This is a genomic window from Stutzerimonas stutzeri (assembly GCF_019090095.1).
GTDB classification, from domain to species: domain Bacteria; phylum Pseudomonadota; class Gammaproteobacteria; order Pseudomonadales; family Pseudomonadaceae; genus Stutzerimonas; species Stutzerimonas stutzeri_AN.
Genome location: NZ_JAGQFP010000002.1, coordinates 1,158,456 through 1,176,823, shown reverse-complemented (window position 1 = coordinate 1,176,823; position 18,368 = coordinate 1,158,456). Strand labels below are relative to the sequence as shown.

The window sequence follows — 18,368 nt, the reverse complement described above, 5'->3', positions numbered from 1 at the left end:
GTCGCCCGGTTGGGGCCGCCTAGGACAAGGCGGCCTTGCGCCGTTGCGCACCATCGAGCTGGCCGGTGTACCAGGCCAGGCATGCGGCCGATAGCGCACAGAGGGCGATCACCAAGGCCATGGGTACGGCCGTGCCGTTGTGCAGCCATCCCACCGAGGCCGACGCCAGGGCGGCGACGCAGAATTGCAGGCTGCCCATCAACGCCGAAGCCAGCCCCGCCTGCTTGCCCTGCTTGGCCATGGCACAGGCGGTGGCGTTGGGCAGAATGCTGCCGAGGCTGGCCAGCCCGGCAAACAGCGGAATCAGCAACGGCCAGAGCACGGCCGGCTTGCTCCAGGCGAGCACCAGCAAGATCGCAGCGCAGGCGAAATAGAACCAGACGAAGCGCCGCAGCCAGAACCCCGGCCCGCGCAGGCGCAGCAGTCGCGCATTGATCTGCGAGACGATGATGAAACCCGCCGCATTGCTGCCGAACAGCCAGCCATACTGATCGGCCGGGACCCCATAGAGCTCGATGAACACGAACGGCGAGCCGGCGATGTAGGCGAACATCCCCGCCATGGCGACGCCACCGGCCAGCGCGAAGGCCACGAATTCGGTATCACGCAACAGCGTGACATAGCGCGGGAAGGTGCCGCGCAACGGCGGCCGGGGCGCGTCGGCCGCCAGCGTTTCCGGCAGACGCAGCGCCACCGCGACGCCGCATGCCGCGCTGAAGGCGGTCAGCGACACGAAGATCGCCTGCCAGCCAAAGCTGTTGAGCAACAACCCACCGGCAAGCGGCGCGAGTATTGGCGCCACGCCCATCACCAGCATCAGCTGGGAAAACACCTTCGCGCCCTGCACCGGATCGCAACGATCTCGCACCAGCGCCCGGGTCACCACCATGCCGGCGCATCCGCCCAGCGCCTGAACGAAGCGTGCCGCGATCAGCCAGTCCAGCGTGGGCGCGAAGGCACAGGCCAGCGACGCCAGGGTGAACAGCGTGACGCCAACCAGCAGCGGCTTGCGACGGCCATAGCGATCGGCCACCGGACCGTAGATCAGTTGACCGAGCGCAAGGCCGACGAAATAGGCCGCCAGCGACAGTTGCACATGTTCGACATCCGTGGCAAAAGCGCGCGCCATCGTTGGGAAGGCGGGCAGATAGAAATCGATCGCCAACGGGCCGAAGGCGCTGAGCGCGCCGAGGATCAAGAGAATAGGCAGTGGCATGAACTGAACTCGTAGAGCGCAAAAAAGACGAAACGCCGCCGCAGGCGAACCACGGCGGCGAACGATCGTTTACAGAGAAGCTGAGATGCTGTTACATACACAGACGATTGTAAACAAGCAAAGTTGCAGAAGTTGAAGGATGAACTCCGCGCTGCCCGCCCTCCAGGGGCCACCTGACCTGCTTTGAGCTGCCGTAGCCGACCATGCGAAGAACCAAAGAAGACGCCGAAAAGACCCGCATCGCCCTGCTCGCCTCCGCCGAGCGACTGTTTCTCGACAAGGGCGTGGCGCATACCAGCCTTGATCAGATCGCCCGGGATGCCGGCGTGACGCGTGGCGCCGTGTACTGGCATTTCCAGAACAAGGCCCACCTGTTCCACGAAATGCTCAACCAGGTGCGCCTGCCGCCCGAACAGATGGCCGAGCGGCTGTGCAGCTGTACGCAGCAGCAGCCGCTGAGGGCGTTACGCGAACTCTGCGTCGAGGGTGTCAGCGCCCTGGCGCGGGACGAACAGAAGCGCCGCGTGATGACCATCCTCCTGCACCGCTGCGAATTCACCGAAGAATTGCGCGAAGCCGAAGAGCGCCATCATGCCTTCATCAATCTGTTCATCGAGCTGTGCGAAAAGATGCTGCAAAGCGCAGCGGACAGCCTCTACCCGGGCGTCACCCCGCGCCTGGCAGCACGCACGCTGCACGCACTGATCGTCGGCCTGTTCAGCGACTGGACGCGGGACTCGACGCTGTTCGATCCGGAACAGGACAGCGCGGCCCTGATCGACCCGCTGTTCCGCGGGCTGGTCAAGAACTGGGACAGCGCCGCCGTTCAGTAAGCCCGGCGGCGACATTTACCAGCCCGCCACTCGCCGGTTACTGGACCTCGTACCCTTCCTCGGCGATCGCCTCGCGGATCGCCGCTTCATCGAGGCGGCTATCGACCCGCACCACCCCTGCGGCCAGATCCACGTCGACCTTGGCCTCACCGTCACGCGACTGGATCGCCTGGGTCACGGCGCGCTCGCAATGGGCGCAGGTCATGCCTTTCACGTTGAATTGCTGCATCGAAACACTCCTCTGGATTGAAGATCACGGTGTCATGCTCAACCTTGCCACACCGGCAAGGTCAATAGACCAGGCTGCGACACTCTGTTGCTCGACTTGACCTTGCCACCAGGTCAAGGTTGAACATCCATCGCACCAGACCAATGCGGGAGCGGACCATGACCAGCGCAACCTACACCTTGCCGATCAGCGGAATGACCTGCGCCAGCTGCGCCGGCCGTGTCGAACGCGCCCTGCTCAAGGTACCCGGTGTCGACACCGCAGCGGTGAACCTCGCCGCAGAGCAGGTGCGGATAGAGGCCCACGAGGCGGACCTGGCCGGACTGGTCGCCGCGGTGGAGAAGGCAGGCTACGGCGTGCCGGTGCAAAGCCTGGAACTGGCCATCGACGGCATGACCTGCGCCAGCTGCGTCGGCCGGGTCGAACGCGCCCTGCTCAAGGTGCCCGGCGTGCGCAGCGCCACGGTGAACCTGGCCAACGAGCGCGCCCGCATCGAGGTACTCGGCAACCTCGATCCGTCGTTACTGATCCAGGCGGTGGAGGCCGCCGGTTACCAGGCCCAGGCCATCGACAGCAGCCAGCCGTCGGCCGACGGCGGCGAGGCGCGCCTGCGCCGCGAACGCCTGGCCGTGCTCGCCGCACTGTTGCTGGCGGCGCCGCTGGTGGTTCCGATGGTCGGCGACTTGCTGGGCCTGCACTGGATGTTGCCGCCCTGGGTTCAGTTCCTGCTCGCGACCCCGGTGCAATTCATACTCGGTGCGCGCTTCTATGTCGCGGGCTGGAAGGCCGTACGCGCCGGCACCGGCAACATGGACCTGCTGGTCGCGATCGGAACCAGCGCCGGCTATGGTCTGAGCCTCTACCAATGGTGGATCGCGCCGGCCGACACCATGCCGCATCTGTATTTCGAAGCGTCTGCCGTGGTGATCGCGCTGGTGTTGCTGGGCAAATACCTGGAAAGCCGGGCCAAGCGCCAGACCAGCGCCGCCATCCGCGCCCTCGAAGCCCTGCGGCCGGATCGGGCTGTGCGCGTCGTTGACGGACGCGAAGAGGATGTCGCCATCGCCGCGCTGCGGCTGGACGATCTGGTACTGGTCAAACCCGGCGAGCGCTTCCCGGTCGACGGTGAGGTGATCGAGGGCGAAAGCCAGGCCGACGAAGCGCTGATCAGCGGCGAAAGCCTGCCAGTGGCCAAGGCCCCCGGCGACCGCATCACCGGCGGTGCGATCAACGGCGAAGGCCGCCTGCTGGTCCGCACCACCGCACTCGGCGGCGAAACCGTGCTGGCTCGCATCATTCGCCTGGTGGAAGACGCCCAGGCCGCCAAAGCTCCGATCCAGAAGCTGGTGGACAGGGTCAGCCAGGTGTTCGTCCCGTCGGTACTGGTCATCGCCTTGCTGACGCTGGCCGGCTGGCTGCTGACAGGGGCGCCGGCGGAGGTCGCGTTGATCAATGCAGTGGCCGTGCTGGTCATCGCCTGCCCCTGCGCCCTCGGCCTCGCCACTCCTGCGGCGATCATGGCAGGCACCGGGGTGGCGGCACGCCACGGCATCTTGATCAAGGATGCCGAGGCGCTGGAAGTGGCGCATGCGGTCACTGCGGTCGCGTTCGACAAGACCGGCACCCTGACGTCGGGCAAGCCGCGCATCGTCCACCTCTACGCGGTCGATGGTGATGAAGCGGCGCTATTGCGTAAGGCCGGTGCGTTGCAACGCGGCAGCGAGCATCCCCTGGCGCGGGCGGTGCTGGAGCGCTGTGAGGAACAGCGCCTGACGGTGCCCGACGTGGACCGCAGCCAGTCGCTGACCGGTCGCGGCATCGCCGGCGATCTGGACGGTCGCTCGCTGGCGCTGGGCAATCGCAGACTTCTTGACGACAGCGGCCTGCAGCCAGGCGAGCTGGCGAGCAAAGCCGAAGCCTGGGAAGGCGAAGGCCGCACCCTCTCCTGGCTGGTGGAAACCGCTCCGCAACCGCGCGTGCTCGGCCTGTTCGCCTTTGGCGACAGCCTTAAGGAGGGCGCCGCCGACGCCATCGCCGGCCTCGAGGCCCGTCATATCCGCAGCCACCTGATCACCGGTGACAACCGCGGCAGCGCCCGTGTGGTGGCCGAAGCCCTGCACATCGACAGCGTGCACGCCGAGGTGCTGCCAGCGGACAAGGCCGCGGTCGTCGCCGAGCTGAGGCAAGGCGGCGCCGTGGTCGCCATGGTCGGCGACGGCATCAACGACGCGCCGGCCCTGGCCGCCGCCGATGTCGGCATCGCCATGGGCGGTGGCACCGACGTGGCCATGCATGCCGCGGGTATCACCCTGATGCGCGGCGACCCACGACTGGTACCAGCGGCGCTGGAGATCAGCCGGCGCACCTACCGCAAGATCCAGCAGAACCTGTTCTGGGCGTTCATCTACAACCTGGTCGGGATCCCACTGGCTGCCCTGGGCTTTCTCAGCCCGGTGGTCGCTGGCGCCGCCATGGCGCTGTCGAGCGTCAGCGTGGTCAGCAACGCGTTGTTGCTCAAGCGCTGGAAGCCGCGGGAATGATCCATCGAACAGTCCAGTCCAGTGCCATCTGATTCCGACATGCCCGGAGCGCCTATGAACATCGGTCAAGCAGCGAAGAAAACCGGCCTCTCGGCGAAGATGATTCGCTATTACGAGTCCATCGACCTGATCTCGCCAGCCGGCCGCAGCGCCAACGGCTACCGCCACTACGGGGAGCAGGATCTGCACCGTCTGGCGTTCATCAAACGCTCCCGGGATATGGGCTTCTCGTTGGACGAAGTGAGCAAGCTGCTCACCCTCTGGCAGGATCGCCACCGTGCCAGCGCCGATGTGAAGGCGCTGGCCGGCGCGCATGTCGAAGCGCTGAACCAGAAGATCGCCGAACTGGTCGGCCTGCGAGATACCCTGCAGGAGCTGGTCGACCACTGCCAGGGCGACGACCGACCCGACTGCCCGATCCTCAAGGATCTGGAATCCGGGTGCAGCCGCCGCCAGTGATGTGCAACGGCGGCGCTCAGTCTGGCCTCGCCTTGGCAGCAACCTGCTGAATCTCCGTGACATGTATACGACGCTAACGCGCCAGCCGTTCAGCTTTCCGTAAGGCGCTTCCCGTCCCTGCCGTTCGTCGTTATTGCGCGAGCCGCTACCGCGCGCATGTGACTGCAGACCACGCCCCAGCGTCGCAGACCGCTCACCTTGACGCCTTATTTATGGCGCCATCTTTACGACACACCTCAAGTCTTCGCGCTGTCCGCCGACAGCAGCGCAGCGCTTCGTTGCCGGCGATCTCGCCGCCAACACTTTTGAACTTCATGGCTATTGGTAACTGAATGAACAGATGGTTTGGAAACATCGGCGTCAGCCGTAAGCTGACGTTGGGCTTTGGCGCCGTACTGGCACTGACGCTGATCCTGGCCTGGAGTGGCTGGGCCAGCCTGGGTAGCGTGATCCAGCGCAGCAGCTGGATGACCCAGATCTCGCAATTGAACAACACCCTGACGAACCTGCGCATCGCGCGGCTGCAGTTCATGCTCGCCAGTGGCGATGCCGAATCCACCGACCGCCTGGACAAGAATCTCAGCATCTACCTCGCCCAGCAGACGAAGTTGCTCGGCTCCTTCAAGAACCCGGCCAATGTGGCGATGCTCAAGGAACAGGCCGGCTACAACGAGCAGTACCAGCACTCGCTCAACGACATGCGCCAAGGCTATGCGCGTACCAACGAATCCCACCGCGCCATCGACGCGGCGGCGGCTCGTCTGGATACGCTCACGACGGCCATCAACGCCCGAGTCATGCAGCGCACCGAGCAGGACGAACAGCGCTTCGAGCAGCTGGTGGCCATCACCCGGGTCCGCGAGGAAATCAAGCAGGCGCAATACCTGCTGCGCATCTACCTGGCATCCCCCAACGCGCAGAATGCCGGCGCCGTCTACAGCCAGCTCGACAGCGCCTTGGTCGCGCTCGACCAACACCGCGGCCTGATCGAGCAGAACAGCCTCGATGCGGTCGATCCGATTCGCAGCGTGCTCGCTGAATACCGTGCGGCCATCGAGACCCTGGAAGCGGCAACCCTCGCGATCGCCAAGGCGCGCCAGGAAATGACCGACCAGCAGAAGGAAATCGTCCGCATCAGCGATGCGCTGTACCAGTTCCAGCTGGATCGGCTCGACGTCGAGAGCAGTGAAGCGCGCAGCGGGATGCTCATCAGCACAGCCCTGGCGCTGCTACTCGGCATCCTCGCGGCGTGGCTGATCACCCGCCAGATCATCCTGCCCCTGCGCAGCACCCTCAAGGACGTGGAGCGCATCGCCGCAGGCGACCTGACCGCGACCGCGCAGATCACCCGCCGCGACGAGCTGGGCACGTTGCAAACGGGCATCCAGCAGATGGGCACCACACTGCGTGAGCTGATCGGTGGCATTCGTGACGGTGTCAGCCAGATCAGCAGCGCCGCCGAGGAGCTTTCGGCGGTGACCACGCAGACCAGTGCCGGGGTCAACAGCCAGAAAGAGGAAACCGACCAGGTCGCGACGGCGATGCACGAGATGTCGGCCACGGTGCAGGAAGTGGCACGCAACGCCGAACAAGCCGCTCAGGCCGCCACCGAGGCGGATCAAGAAGCGCATGCCGGCGATCACGTCGTGGCCGAGGTGATCGAGCAAATCGAGCGCATGGCCGGTGAGGTGGTCCGCTCCTCCGAGGCGATGACGGCCCTGCAAAGCGACAGCGACAAGATCGGCAGCGTCATGAACGTGATCCGTGCCGTAGCCGAACAGACCAACCTGCTGGCGCTGAACGCCGCAATCGAGGCCGCCCGTGCGGGCGAAGCCGGCCGTGGATTTGCGGTGGTAGCCGATGAGGTGCGCGGCCTGGCCCAGCGTACGCAAAAGTCCACCGAGGAAATCGAGCAACTGGTCACTGCGCTTCAGGACGGCACGCAGCAGGTATCGGCGATCATGCAGAACAGCCGCAACCTAACCGAAAGCAGCGTGGCGTTGACGCGGCGGGCCGGCGCCTCCCTGGCGCGCATCACCCGCACGGTGTCCAACATCCAGGCCATGAATCAGCAGATCGCCACAGCCGCCGAAGAGCAGAGCGCGGTGGCCGAAGAGATCAGCCGGAGCGTGGTGAACGTGCGTGATGTCTCGGAACAGACCGCTGCGGCCAGTGAAGAAACCGCGGCGTCCAGCGTCGAGCTGGCACGTCTGGGTAGCCACCTGCAGACGATGGTCAGCCGCTTCCGCATCTGACCGGGGCCGGGAAACAAGGAGGCCAGGCATTGCGCCTGGCCTCCTGTGCATCAGCTTGCCTGCGACTGCAGATAGTTCTGCAGGCCAATCCGGTCGATCAGCCCGAGTTGCTGTTCCAGCCAGTAGGCATGGTCTTCTTCGGTATCCATCAGCTGCAGCTCGAGGATATCGCGGGTCGGATAATCGCCGTGCTGCTCGGCCAGCTCGATGCCCTTGGCCAGGGCTTCGCGCACCTTGTATTCGAGTGCCAGATCGCTGCGCAGCATGTCCGGCACGCTGTGCCCAGGGTGAATGGGCTCCGGGGTCATGTCCGGCGTGCCTTCGAGGAACAGGATACGTTTGAGCAGCGCATCGGCGTGCTCGGTTTCTTCCTGCATTTCGTGGTTGATTCGCTCGTAGAGTTTGGTGAACCCCCAGTCGGCGTACATCCGCGAGTGCAGGAAATACTGGTCGCGTGCCGCCAGCTCCCCACGCAGCAGTTCTTTGAGGTATTCGATGACCTGTGGCTGACCTTGCATTGCAACGCTCTCCTGCACTGACCTGTAAACGCCCCGCCATGATACGCCCACCGGAGCCAGATGGCGGCTGTTGCTTTTGCCGCCTGCATAGCCATCTGAGCATAGGCCGACCGTTCGCGCGCTGGCGAGGTTGTGTCGACCTGCCGCGGCGCGGCTGCACGCGCCTGCGCTCAGGCGAAGCGGCTACTCGCGCCCACCGGGCGTCAGCCAATCATTCACGGGCACGAACGGCAGCGGCGTGGCGGGCAGCTTGAACCGCCAAACCAGACAAGACGGCAGACGCCACCCAGGGTCAGTGGCGCATCCACGGTGGCGTGGGCGGCTCGTCGCTCGGTTCGTCGGTGGCGTTGCGCAGCGCTTCCTTGCGCGCCTGTTCGGCCAGCGTCGCGCGGATCTCGCGCATGACCGCGTCGAGGTCAGCCGCATCCTCCGGCTCGGCGAATTCGCCGGTCAGCTCGGTTTCCGGTGTCAGCTTGCCCTCCTCGTACAGCGCCCACATTTCCTTGGCGTAGCGCGTGTATTTGAGCTCAGGGGCGAACTGGCCGAAGTACGCGGCCATGTTGCCGACATCACGCTCGAGCATTTCGAAGGCGTGGTTGTTGCCCGCGGCGTCCACCGCCTGCGGCAGATCGATGATCACCGGTCCGTGCTCATCGAGCAGCACGTTGAATTCGGACAGGTCGCCATGAACCAGTCCGGCGCAAAGCATCTTGGCCACTTCGCCGATCATGAAGGCGTGGAACTCGCGCGCGTCGTCCGGGTGCAGGTCCACATCGTTGAGCCGCGGCGCGGCATCGCCATCCTCGCCGCTGATCATTTCCATCAGCAGCACGCCATCGAGAAAGTCGTACGGCTTGGGTACCCGAACGCCGGCCTGGGCCAGGCGGTAGAGTGCCGCGACTTCGGCGTTCTGCCAGTTCTCTTCCTTCTCCTTGCGCCCGTGCTTGGAGCCCTTGGCCATGGCGCGGGCGTCCCGGCTGCTGCGCACCTTGCGCCCTTCCTGATACTTGACCGCCTGCCGGAAGCTGCGGTTGTTGGCCTCCTTGTACACCTTCGCGCAGCGCAGCTCGTCGCCGCAGCGCACCACATAAACCGCTGCTTCCTTGCCACTCATCAGCGGGCGCAGCACTTCGTCGATCAGGCCATCCTCGACCAACGGCTCGAGTCGTTTTGGCGTTTTCATCAGCGGTTTACAGACCCTTCTTGGCTAGGCAGACCTGCAGGTTACGGCAATCGTCTACGCCCTTCCATGCTTGCCCGCAGTTTAAAAGCGCGTTGTGGATTGGCATCCAGCACGGGCTGGACGGACAATCGAAATCAACCCCTCAGGGAGCACCGACATGCTCGATTTCGACCACTGCTGGCAGGCCCTCTGCGACCGTGACGAGGCGTACGACAATCGCTTCGTATTCGCTGTCCACTCGACCCGCATCTTCTGCCGCCCGAGCTGCCCGGCACGTCGTCCACGGCGCGACCGCGTCAGCTTCTTCAGCGATGCCGCACAGGCCGAGGCCGCCGGCTACCGGCCCTGCAGGCGCTGCTCACCGCAGGGGCAGAGCCCGGCCGAGCAGCTTGACGCCCTGATCGTCGCCGCCTGCCGCTTGCTCGACGAAAGCGCAGAGCCGTTGACGCTCGATCAGCTGGCTGCACGCATCGGCTTGTCCTCGTCACACCTGGCCCGCGCATTCAAACAGCGCACCGGACTCACGCCGCGCGCCTGGGCCGCAGCACGCCGTCGCGAACGCCTGGAGACCCAGCTACCGGCCGCCGACTCGGTATTGGACGCCGCGTTGGAGGCAGGCTACGGCAGTACCCGCGGCGCCTACCTGGACGTGGCCGCATTGAGCCCGGCGCAGCGTCGACGCCGGGGCGCGGGCGAATCCCTGCGCTATGCCATCAGCCCGTGCCCGCTCGGGCTGCTGTTGATCGCCGCCAGCGAGCGCGGGATCTGTGCACTGCTGTTCGGTGACGACGAACAAACGCTACTCGACGAACTGCAATCGCGCTTCGCCGCTGCCGAGCTGTCACGCGACCAGCACGGCCTGGGCGAGTGGCTGCAATCGATCCTGGCCCAGCTGGAGGAGCCGTCGCGGGCGGCACGGTTGCCGCTTGACCTGCGCGGCAGTGCGTTTCAGCAGCGCGTCTGGCAAGCGCTCCAGGCGATTCCGCCGGGCCAGACCCGACGTTATGGCGAACTGGCCGAGCACCTCGGCAGTCATGCGCGCGCCGTCGCGCGGGCCTGCGCGAGCAATCCCGTCGGCCTGCTGGTGCCCTGCCACCGTGTCGTTGGCGCCAACCAGTCACTTACCGGCTATCGCTGGGGCATCGAACGCAAAGCGGCCCTGCTCGAATCGGAGCGCAAGGATTCGGGAGCCTGACAGAAATTCGGCGGTCCGATATTCCACATACCCGGAGTCGAGAGCCGCCATGACCGAACTGAAACGCTACCGCATCCACTACCTGATCAATGGTAATCCGGCCTCGCTGACGCTCAGCTCCTTCGAAGAGCCGGATCTGGAACAAGCCGAACTGGAGATTCTGCTGCATCATGTCCGCGAGCCTCGCGCTGCGACCGATGCGCCCTGGGAAATCCCGGTACGTCCCAGCGAACACAGCCGCATGGCCGAGCTGGGTGTCAGCGATATCCAGATCGAGGAGGAAGCCAACCGCTGAGTGCCCTCGTCAATGATTCCGGCCCCGAACAGGAGAAGGCTGCCGTGCGCCTGATCGACACCCATACCCACCTCGACTTCGACCCGTTCGATACCGATCGCAGCGAGGTATTGGCGCGTAGCCAGAGGGCCGGAGTCGAACGCATCCTGGTGTTGGGGGTGCATCAGGCCAACTGGGCCCGGGTCTGGCAGCTGGCCCAGGAAGAACCTTGCGTCCATGTGGCGCTAGGCCTGCACCCGGTGTTTCTACAGGATCACCGGGCGGAACACATCGACGCGCTGCGTGATTGGCTGCAGCGCCTGCGCGGCGAGGCCAAGCTCTGTGCCATCGGCGAAATCGGCCTGGACTACTACATCGAAGACCCGGCCAAGGAGCGCCAGCAGTCCTTGCTCGAGGCGCAGCTGGCATTGGCCAGCGAATTCGAGCTGCCGGTGCTGCTGCACGTGCGCCGCGCCCATGCCCAGATGATCGCCACGCTCAAGCGGCACAGGCTCAAGCGCGCCGGCATCGCCCATGCCTTCAGCGGCAGCTGGGAGGAAGCCCGCGAGTACATCAGGCTCGGCTACAAGCTCGGCCTCGGCGGCGCCGGCACCTGGCCACAGGCGCACCGCATGCATCGCGTGCTCAAGCAGTTGCCGCTCGAAAGCATCGTGCTGGAAACCGATGCTCCCGACATCACCCCGCACAGCCACGCCGGCGAACGCAACAGCCCGGAGTTTCTCCCGGATATCTGCCGCGAACTGGCCGAGCTGCGCGGCATCAGCCCGGAAGAGCTGGCCGAGGCCAGCTATCACAACAGTTGCGAGCTGTTCGGCTGGTCGTAGGGCTCGTAGGTGCAGGCAGACAGCTCGCGGGCCGGCCTCGTGGCGCCGCGGTCAGCGCCGAAGCGGGTCGTGACCCCAGTTCATGAGTGACTGACGCCAGCGGGTCTCGGTGACATCGCCCTGCGGTCGTTGCGCCAGGTGCCGGTGGACATAGCCGACGACCTTGCGCATGGCTCGGTAGTCCTCTTCGTCGAGATCGGCGTGTCGGGTGCCCTTGAGTTGGAGGATGCGTTCACCCATGTGGTGCCCGACCGCCTCGCCATCGCCCGGTGTGGTGACCTTGTCGCCACTGGCCGTCATGCCGACGCTGCGGCTCTCGTCGCTGTCAAGCCAGCGACGCAGCGCTGCAGGCGTCATGTTCACCGCAGTGCTGAAGTCGTCGCGAATGCTGCGGCGCTCGTCTTCGTCGAAGCCGCTCATGGTTCCCCTGCTCGTTCGAGTGCGGCGATCAGCTCGGCCTTCTTCATCGTCGAACGGCCGCGAATATCATGCTGGGCCGCGCGACGCATGAGCGCCGGTTTGGTCAGGCCGCTGAGGGCCGGCTCGCGCGCACGACGGGTCTTGTCGGCGACGTCGACGGGTTGTTTCGAATGCTGTTGACCGCGTCGCGCGTCCGCGCGCTTCTTGCGCGTGGTGCGAGCGTACTCCTCGTCGCTCAACGCCTCCCGGGCGTGCTTGGGCAGGTAGCGCTCGCCGGTCTCGCCCGAAGGCTTGCCGGATTGCGTGCCCCAGTCCTCCCGAGTCCACTCGCGCAGCTGGTTGTCGGCAGCCTTCCCGCCCTCGTAGCCACCGCCGCGTTTCTTGTACTCCTGCACGGCGTACTGCGCCTTGCGCGCCGACCACTGACCGGGCTCGCCGCCCTTGTCGCCTCGGGTGACGTCCTGCTTGACCCGCTCCCAGAGCTTGGGGTCGGTCTTCTTTGCGGTAGCGGACATCGGATTTGCCCTGTCGAAGCCGGTGTTGCTATAGCCGACTCGACCAGGCGCTTTCGAGTTCGCCCGCCGCGACGATCGGTTCGGGCGTGGCCCGATTCAGTTCCGCGAGCGCGCGTGCCGCAAGGAATGACGAGCGAGTCTAAGACGCGCCAGGCTCCGAGCGCTGATCAGACCCTGAACGCACCGATCAACTGTTGCAGGCGGCCGACCAATTCGCTGAGTTCTCGGCTGGCCTGCTCGGTGTGCCCGGCACCCTCGGCGGTGCGCTGCCCGGCTTCGTTGATGGCGACGATGTTGCGATCGATGTCGTGGGCAACGGCCGTCTGCTCCTCGGCAGCCGCGGCGATCTGCTGGTTCTGATCGACGATGACGCCGACCGCGCCGAGGATGTTCTCGAGCGCCTGCTGCACCTGCGCCGACTGGCTGACCGTATCCTCGGCCATCGAATGGCTTGCATGCATGGTCTTGACCGCTGCGCCGACGCCGCCCTGCAGCCGACCAATCATCTGCTCGATCTCCTCGGTCGACTGCTGGGTACGTCTGGCCAGGCTGCGCACCTCATCGGCGACCACCGCGAAACCGCGCCCTTGCTCGCCAGCACGCGCCGCCTCGATCGCCGCGTTGAGCGCCAACAGATTGGTCTGCTCGGCCACACCCTTGATTACATCCAGCACCTGGCTGATGGCCTTGCTGTCGCTGGCCAGCTGGTTGATCACCTCGACCGACTGCTCGATCTCGGCCGCCAAGCGCCCGATGCCGGCGACCTGCGCCTCCACCAGGCCACGCCCGCTCACCGTTTCGTCGTTGACACTCTGGGCGCTGCCGACCGCCGCCTCGGCACTAGTGGCCACTTCCTGAGCGGTTGCCGACATCTCGTTCATGGCCGTGGCGACCTGCTCGATCTGCCCACGCTGTTCGGAGACCGTCTGGTTGCTCTCGCCGGAGACCGTTTCGACACGCGACGCCTGGCGCTCCACCTCACCGACCGTCTGGCCGACACGCTCGATCAGCTCGCGGATCTTCGCCACGGTCTCGTTAAAGACCTGCCCCAGCTCACCCAGCTCATCACGGCTCTGAACCTTGAAGCGCGCCGTCATGTCGCCCGCGGCCACACGGTCCATGGTGGCGCCGAGGCTACGCAGCGAGGCACGCGTGGACATGTAGAACGCGCTGTAAAGGTAGACGACCAGCAGGAACACCAGCGCCAGCGCGGCCAGCAGCAGGGTCATGAGCAAGCGTTTCTGCTCCAGCCGCAGTGCCAGTTGCTCATCGAGAAAGCCGAGAACCGCGTCGTTGAGCGCGTAGGTCTTCGCCATTTCAGCGCTGATCAGGTCGTAGAACTGGTCCCAGGGAGTATCCAGCGCTTCGGCCATGATCACCTGGTCCTGGAAAACATCGCTGCTGCGCTGCAAGGAGGCATGACTGGCCTCGGTATAGGTCTGCAGCTGGCGCTGGGCAGCGGCGCTGCTGCCCAGCACGTCGTGCAGTTGCGCCCCGTACTGCGCCTGCTGCTTTTCCAGCTCGAGCAGCAGATTGTCCAGCTTGTTGCTGGCATCGGAGTTCAGGTAGCCCTGGCCGAAGGTATAGGAGCCAACGGCCCGTCCTTCACCGAGCGCGGCGGTAATGGTGGGCGTGGCCGAGGTCAACAGTTCGGCGAGCATGCGCACGTCCCGCTGACTGTCCTGACTCAGGCCCGACTGGCTGGTGATCAGCTTGATCATCACCTGCACCTTGCCCAGCAGGGCGCGGGCCATGGCGGCCTTGGCCTGCAACGACTGTTGCGCCTGAGCCTCACGCAGCGCCGCGTCGAGTTCGTCTCGGCGGCTGGTGAATTCAGCCACCTGCTCGGGATCTTCGCTCACCGGAGCCAGGCGCTGCATCTGCGTCGACAACGCGGATTCGACCGTGGACAACCGAGACACCAACGCCTGCACTTTACCGGTCTGGCCGATGATGCCCTCGATCTCGACCAGATCCTTCCAATCCTGCATATCGCGGCGCAACTGCAGCGCCGTGCCGAGTAATTCTAGGCTCTGCAGCTCAGTGCGCGTACCGACGAACTCACGATACGAATCACGCACCAGATAGAAGTTGGTCAGCAGCATGGGGACGAGAAAAAGCACGCTGATCAGGCTGAACTTCATGCCAAAGCTCAGCCGATTCATCAATGCAATGGCGGGATATAACAGGCTTTTCAAAAGACGTCCCCCTATTTCTTGTTGTGTGGCCGGCAGCATTCATCGTGGCTGCGGCTCGTCGGAGCGTGACGCAAGAAAACTTATACGGGATATCGGTCGCCACTAATGTAACTTAAGGTAATGGCAGGATGATGGCCTCACAACTAGCAGAAATCCCGCCGATCGCGACCTATCCATTGGGCTTATCCGACGTCTGGTCGCCTCGTAGACGAGGCGGGGCTGACGGATCTTCGAGAATCGGCGCAACCGCCTAGCGAAGCAGGATCCAGAGGGCGATGGCGGCATACCAGAGCATGCGGGTACGCACCAGCAGAGCGGCCAGACTGTCGAGCCGAGCGATTCCCGCCTCGCCCTCGAAAGGCTCGCGCAGATCAGCGGCGACCGGGCCAACGTCAGCCAGCAGGCGCGAAGCGGGGATGTCCCAATGCAGCAGGTCATTGAGCAGCGCACGGTTGACCGCGACGAAGTTGCCGACCAGTCCGAAACTGGCCAGCAGCACCCGCACCGGTAGCCAGTCGAAGGCATGCCGTAGCTGCCCGGCCTGCTCGCGCATGGCCGCATCCCTGGCATGGTCAAGGGTCAGCGCCAGCAAGCGGTAAGCCAGCGCGGCCACGGGCCCCAGCAACACGTACCAGAAAATCACGGCGAAGAACCCCTGATAACTGCGCCAGAGCAGCTGCGCCTCGACCGCGCGCAGCAGGCTCGGCGCGTCGGAGGCATTTAGGTTCAGGTCGCGCTCGGCGACCAGCGCGGCCGCCTCGTCGTCGCCCCGACGCCAGGCATCTCGGAATGCGCCGAAGTCGCGCTTGCCCTGACCGCGCCCCAGGCTGTACAGCAGCACCAACACATGCAGCGGCAAACTGAGCCAGCCATAGGCCAGCGGTTTGAGCGCGAGCAGCAACAGACCGAGCAGCAGCACCGGCAGCAGTACCGCCAACGCCAGCCCCAACCAGGGCATGGGGGTACCGGAACGCTTGTCGACGCGCTGCAACCAGTGCAGCCAGGGCCCATCCTGCTGCACGTCACGGCGCCAGTCGGTGAGTTTGTCGATCAACAGGACCAGCAGTACTGCGAGAAAAATCATGGCGGAATCGTTCCTGTCAGGGCGCCTCAGACGACAATCGCGGCGGTGCGCAAACGCTGCCAGTCGAACGCCGGTCCCGGGTCGGTCTTGCGCCCCGGCGCGATATCGCTGTGCCCGCAGACACGTTCCGGGGTGATCGCCGGATACGCCCGCTGGAGCAAGTGACACAGGTGAATGAGGCTATCGTATTGGGCGTCGCTGAACGGAATGTCGTCGGTTCCTTCCAGCTCGATACCAATGGAAAAATCGTTGCAGCCTTCCCGTTCGCCGAACCGCGACACACCCGCGTGCCAGGCGCGATCCAGGCAGGACACGAACTGCGTGATCACCCCATCGCGCTCGATGAGGAAATGCGCCGACACCTGCAGCGTCGCGATCTGCTCGAAGAAGGGGTGCTCATCGCAGGCCAGGCCGTTCTGGAAGAATTCGTGGACCTTGCCGGTGCCGAAGCAGCCAGGCGGCAGGCTGATGTTGTGGATGATCAGCAGCGAAATTTCACCGTCCGGTCGCTGGTTGTAGTTGGGCGAAGGGTAATGGCGAATGCCTCGGCACCAACCTGTCGCGTGATCCAGCTGCATCGGAGCGAACCCTGGGTAACCTGCGGGGTTTGCAGGCTAGCGCCGGCGACCGCCGGCCGCAAGTCGGACGCTACTCCAGCGCCATGGTCCGCTGGCCGCTCGCGCGTTTTTCGTCACGGCGCGAGGCCAGGCGATCGGCCAGCCGTGTCGGTTCCGGCAGGCGATAGCGGGTGACGAAGCGCATCACCAGTTGCGGCGCGGTTTCCAGGCTGACCCGATTGCCCGGTGAAATGATCAGCGGCCGCACCTTGTCCTTGCTACGCAGTACGGTACCGATCACCTGGCCGGCCTTGTCCACCAGCTCGACCTGATCGCCACGCTGCTCGCCCAGGGCTTCGTGCTGGCCGGTCAGGATCTTCTTCGCCACACCGATGGTCGGCAGGCCGGTGATCACGCCCAGATGCGCGGCGATTCCGAGGCCGCGCGGGTGCGCGATCCCATGCCCGTCGGAAAAGATCAGATCCGGCGTCTGCCCCAGCGCGTCGAGCGCCTGCAGGACCGCCGGCAGCTCGCGAAAGGAGAGCAAGCCGGGGATATAGGGCATAGAGGTCGGCACCCGCGCCACGGTCTGCGCCATCAGCTCAAGGGTATCGGCATCGAGCAAGACCACCGCGGCCCGGGTAATCTTGCCCGCCTCTTCAAAACCGACGTCGACACCGGCGATCACGCGTAACGGACCATAGTCGTCTTGTAGCACCACCTGACCGGCCAGCTGTTTCTGCAACGCGCGGGCATTGGCGGGGCTACCATCCCAACCGCTGAAGGCGTCGGCTCGGCGTTGCGGTGTGTGTGCAGTCATAAAAAACCTCTCTGTCCTCATCAGACGGGGCGTGCCCCGAGCGGTTCCTCAGCGAAAGCCTGACGTTTGACTGGACAGTCAAGCAAAAAAATAAGACGCTCCCGCCGACCCACGGCAGTTTTACCCTGCTTTGCCCTTACAAGAACAAACGGAATCGGCAGAAGACAAAGCATGCTCAGCGCCCGACCCTTGCGACGTATCAGCATTCTGGCAACCGATGGAGTGTTCGCATCCACTCTGCTACATGCCAAGGATTTCTTTCACATGGCCAGCCTGCGGTACGGCAAGCAGCAAGGGCAGGACCTGACACCGGCGTTCGAAACCCTGTTGGTGAGCCCCGACGGGCACCCCGTCAATACCTTCAGCGGCCCGCGTATCGAGGTGGACGGCGCGCTGGGAGACGCCGATGCGGTCATCCTGCCAGCCTTCTGGGCGGACTTCGATGTGCTTTGCCAGCAGTATCCACAGGTCGCACCCTGGCTACGCGCGCGACATGCAGCGGGCAGCGCCATCTGCGGCGAGGCTTCGGGCGCGTTCTGGATGGCGGCGGCGGGCTTGCTCGACGAGCGCGAGGCCACCACGCATTGGCGTTTCGCGCGAGAGTTCGCCGAGCGTTTCCCCCGAGTACTGTTCGTTCAGGAAAAACACCTGACCGACAGCGACAACCTGTATTGCGCCGGCGGCACCACCTCGGCCTGCGATCTTTACATGCACCTGGTCGAACGCTTCTGCGGGGCGCACGTCGCGCAAGGCATGGCGCGTGACATTCTCTTCGAAGTGCAGCGCAACTACAGCCCGGGACGTATCGGCTTCGGCGGCCAGAAGCTCCATCTGGACACGCGGGTACTGCAGATTCAGGAATGGCTTGAAGAGCATTTCGCGGAGAAATTCCGCTTCGAGGACGTGGCTCGTGACCACGGCATGAGCATTCGCAACTTCATGCGACGCTTTCAGACGGCGACCGGCGACAAGCCCCTGCACTATCTGCAACGACTGCGTATCGAGACGGCGAAAACGCTGCTCTCCACCACCCGCAAGAGCATCAAGACCATCAGCTATGAGGTCGGCTATGACGATGCGAGCTTCTTTGCGCGCCTGTTCCGCCAACATACGGAGCTATCGCCGAATCAGTACCGGCAGCAGTATCGCTTGAAGAGCAGTTAAAAAGCGGTAAGTGTACGTAGGGTGGATGTCGCCTTTCACATCCACCTCTGCTCGGGCTACCGG

The 18,368-nt window shown here is 64.8% G+C and carries 18 protein-coding genes; 8 read left to right on the top strand and 10 right to left on the bottom strand.

Features of this window, described 5'->3' with window-relative positions:
• Nucleotides 1-19: 19 nt before the first annotated feature.
• Nucleotides 20-1,216 carry a Bcr/CflA family multidrug efflux MFS transporter gene (locus KVO92_RS14975; RefSeq protein ID WP_217476352.1) on the bottom strand — a complete coding sequence of 399 codons (1,197 nt, stop codon included), beginning with the start codon at nt 1,214-1,216 and terminating at the stop codon, nt 20-22.
• 203 nt (nt 1,217-1,419) lie between these two features.
• On the opposite strand from KVO92_RS14975, the gene KVO92_RS14970 reads away from it, so the two are divergent.
• Nucleotides 1,420-2,049, top strand: a complete 630-nt coding sequence (locus tag KVO92_RS14970; RefSeq protein ID WP_217476351.1) for a TetR family transcriptional regulator — start codon at nt 1,420-1,422, stop codon at nt 2,047-2,049.
• Nucleotides 2,050-2,086: 37 nt separating this feature from the next.
• Here the strand turns inward: KVO92_RS14970 and KVO92_RS14965 are convergent, their stop codons facing one another.
• Nucleotides 2,087-2,278, bottom strand: coding sequence for a heavy-metal-associated domain-containing protein (locus KVO92_RS14965; protein WP_217476350.1), 192 nt, complete (start codon nt 2,276-2,278; stop codon nt 2,087-2,089).
• 158 nt (nt 2,279-2,436) lie between these two features.
• Between KVO92_RS14965 and KVO92_RS14960 the strand changes: the two genes are divergently transcribed.
• From KVO92_RS14960 to KVO92_RS14950, 3 genes are all read left to right on the top strand, one after another.
• Entirely contained in the window at nt 2,437-4,818 is a 2,382-nt protein-coding gene (locus KVO92_RS14960; protein WP_217476349.1) for a heavy metal translocating P-type ATPase, read from the top strand.
• Nucleotides 4,819-4,872: 54 nt separating this feature from the next.
• Nucleotides 4,873-5,277: a Cu(I)-responsive transcriptional regulator gene (cueR, locus tag KVO92_RS14955; RefSeq protein ID WP_217476348.1), complete on the top strand. Its 405-nt coding sequence runs from the start codon at nt 4,873-4,875 to the stop codon at nt 5,275-5,277.
• A gap of 332 nt (nt 5,278-5,609) precedes the next feature.
• A complete protein-coding gene (locus KVO92_RS14950; RefSeq protein WP_217476347.1) occupies nt 5,610-7,532 on the top strand; it encodes a methyl-accepting chemotaxis protein in 1,923 nt (640 codons plus the stop codon).
• A 50-nt stretch (nt 7,533-7,582) separates the two neighbouring features.
• Here KVO92_RS14950 and bfr read toward each other — a convergent pair whose 3' ends face one another.
• Together bfr and KVO92_RS14940 are read right to left on the bottom strand one after the other, a co-directional pair.
• Nucleotides 7,583-8,050, bottom strand: a complete 468-nt coding sequence (gene bfr, locus KVO92_RS14945; protein ID WP_217476346.1) for a bacterioferritin — start codon at nt 8,048-8,050, stop codon at nt 7,583-7,585.
• 292 nt (nt 8,051-8,342) lie between these two features.
• Nucleotides 8,343-9,233 carry a PA4780 family RIO1-like protein kinase gene (locus KVO92_RS14940; protein ID WP_217476345.1) on the bottom strand — a complete coding sequence of 297 codons (891 nt, stop codon included), beginning with the start codon at nt 9,231-9,233 and terminating at the stop codon, nt 8,343-8,345.
• Between the two features lie 157 nt (nt 9,234-9,390).
• Between KVO92_RS14940 and ada the strand changes: the two genes are divergently transcribed.
• From ada to KVO92_RS14925, 3 genes are read left to right on the top strand one after another with little or no spacing between them, the layout of a single operon-like run.
• Complete coding sequence (ada, locus tag KVO92_RS14935) at nt 9,391-10,428, top strand: bifunctional DNA-binding transcriptional regulator/O6-methylguanine-DNA methyltransferase Ada (RefSeq protein ID WP_217476344.1); 1,038 nt, start codon at nt 9,391-9,393, stop codon at nt 10,426-10,428.
• Between the two features lie 49 nt (nt 10,429-10,477).
• Complete coding sequence (locus KVO92_RS14930) at nt 10,478-10,723, top strand: hypothetical protein (RefSeq protein WP_217476343.1); 246 nt, start codon at nt 10,478-10,480, stop codon at nt 10,721-10,723.
• Between the two features lie 44 nt (nt 10,724-10,767).
• The gene (locus tag KVO92_RS14925; protein WP_217476342.1) at nt 10,768-11,547 is read left to right on the top strand and encodes a TatD family hydrolase; all 780 of its coding nucleotides are present in this window, start codon (nt 10,768-10,770) and stop codon (nt 11,545-11,547) included.
• A gap of 51 nt (nt 11,548-11,598) precedes the next feature.
• Here the strand turns inward: KVO92_RS14925 and KVO92_RS14920 are convergent, their stop codons facing one another.
• From KVO92_RS14920 to nfi, 6 genes are all read right to left on the bottom strand, one after another.
• Complete coding sequence (locus KVO92_RS14920; protein WP_217476341.1) at nt 11,599-11,967, bottom strand: DUF3140 domain-containing protein; 369 nt, start codon at nt 11,965-11,967, stop codon at nt 11,599-11,601.
• Complete coding sequence (locus KVO92_RS14915; RefSeq protein WP_217476340.1) at nt 11,964-12,482, bottom strand: DUF5872 domain-containing protein; 519 nt, start codon at nt 12,480-12,482, stop codon at nt 11,964-11,966. The genes KVO92_RS14920 and KVO92_RS14915 overlap by 4 nt, the downstream gene beginning before the upstream one ends.
• Before the next feature lie 167 nt (nt 12,483-12,649).
• The gene (locus KVO92_RS14910; RefSeq protein ID WP_217476339.1) at nt 12,650-14,680 is read right to left on the bottom strand and encodes a methyl-accepting chemotaxis protein; all 2,031 of its coding nucleotides are present in this window, start codon (nt 14,678-14,680) and stop codon (nt 12,650-12,652) included.
• A 250-nt stretch (nt 14,681-14,930) separates the two neighbouring features.
• A complete protein-coding gene (gene ampE / locus KVO92_RS14905; protein ID WP_217476338.1) occupies nt 14,931-15,764 on the bottom strand; it encodes a regulatory signaling modulator protein AmpE in 834 nt (277 codons plus the stop codon).
• Nucleotides 15,765-15,790: 26 nt separating this feature from the next.
• The gene (ampD, locus tag KVO92_RS14900; protein WP_217476337.1) at nt 15,791-16,342 is read right to left on the bottom strand and encodes a 1,6-anhydro-N-acetylmuramyl-L-alanine amidase AmpD; all 552 of its coding nucleotides are present in this window, start codon (nt 16,340-16,342) and stop codon (nt 15,791-15,793) included.
• 70 nt (nt 16,343-16,412) lie between these two features.
• Nucleotides 16,413-17,141, bottom strand: a complete 729-nt coding sequence (gene nfi / locus KVO92_RS14895; RefSeq protein WP_217476336.1) for a deoxyribonuclease V — start codon at nt 17,139-17,141, stop codon at nt 16,413-16,415.
• Between the two features lie 171 nt (nt 17,142-17,312).
• Here nfi and KVO92_RS14890 point away from each other — a divergent pair, with 171 nt between their 5' ends.
• Nucleotides 17,313-18,305, top strand: a complete 993-nt coding sequence (locus KVO92_RS14890) for a GlxA family transcriptional regulator (RefSeq protein WP_217476335.1) — start codon at nt 17,313-17,315, stop codon at nt 18,303-18,305.
• Nucleotides 18,306-18,368: the final 63 nt, after the last annotated feature.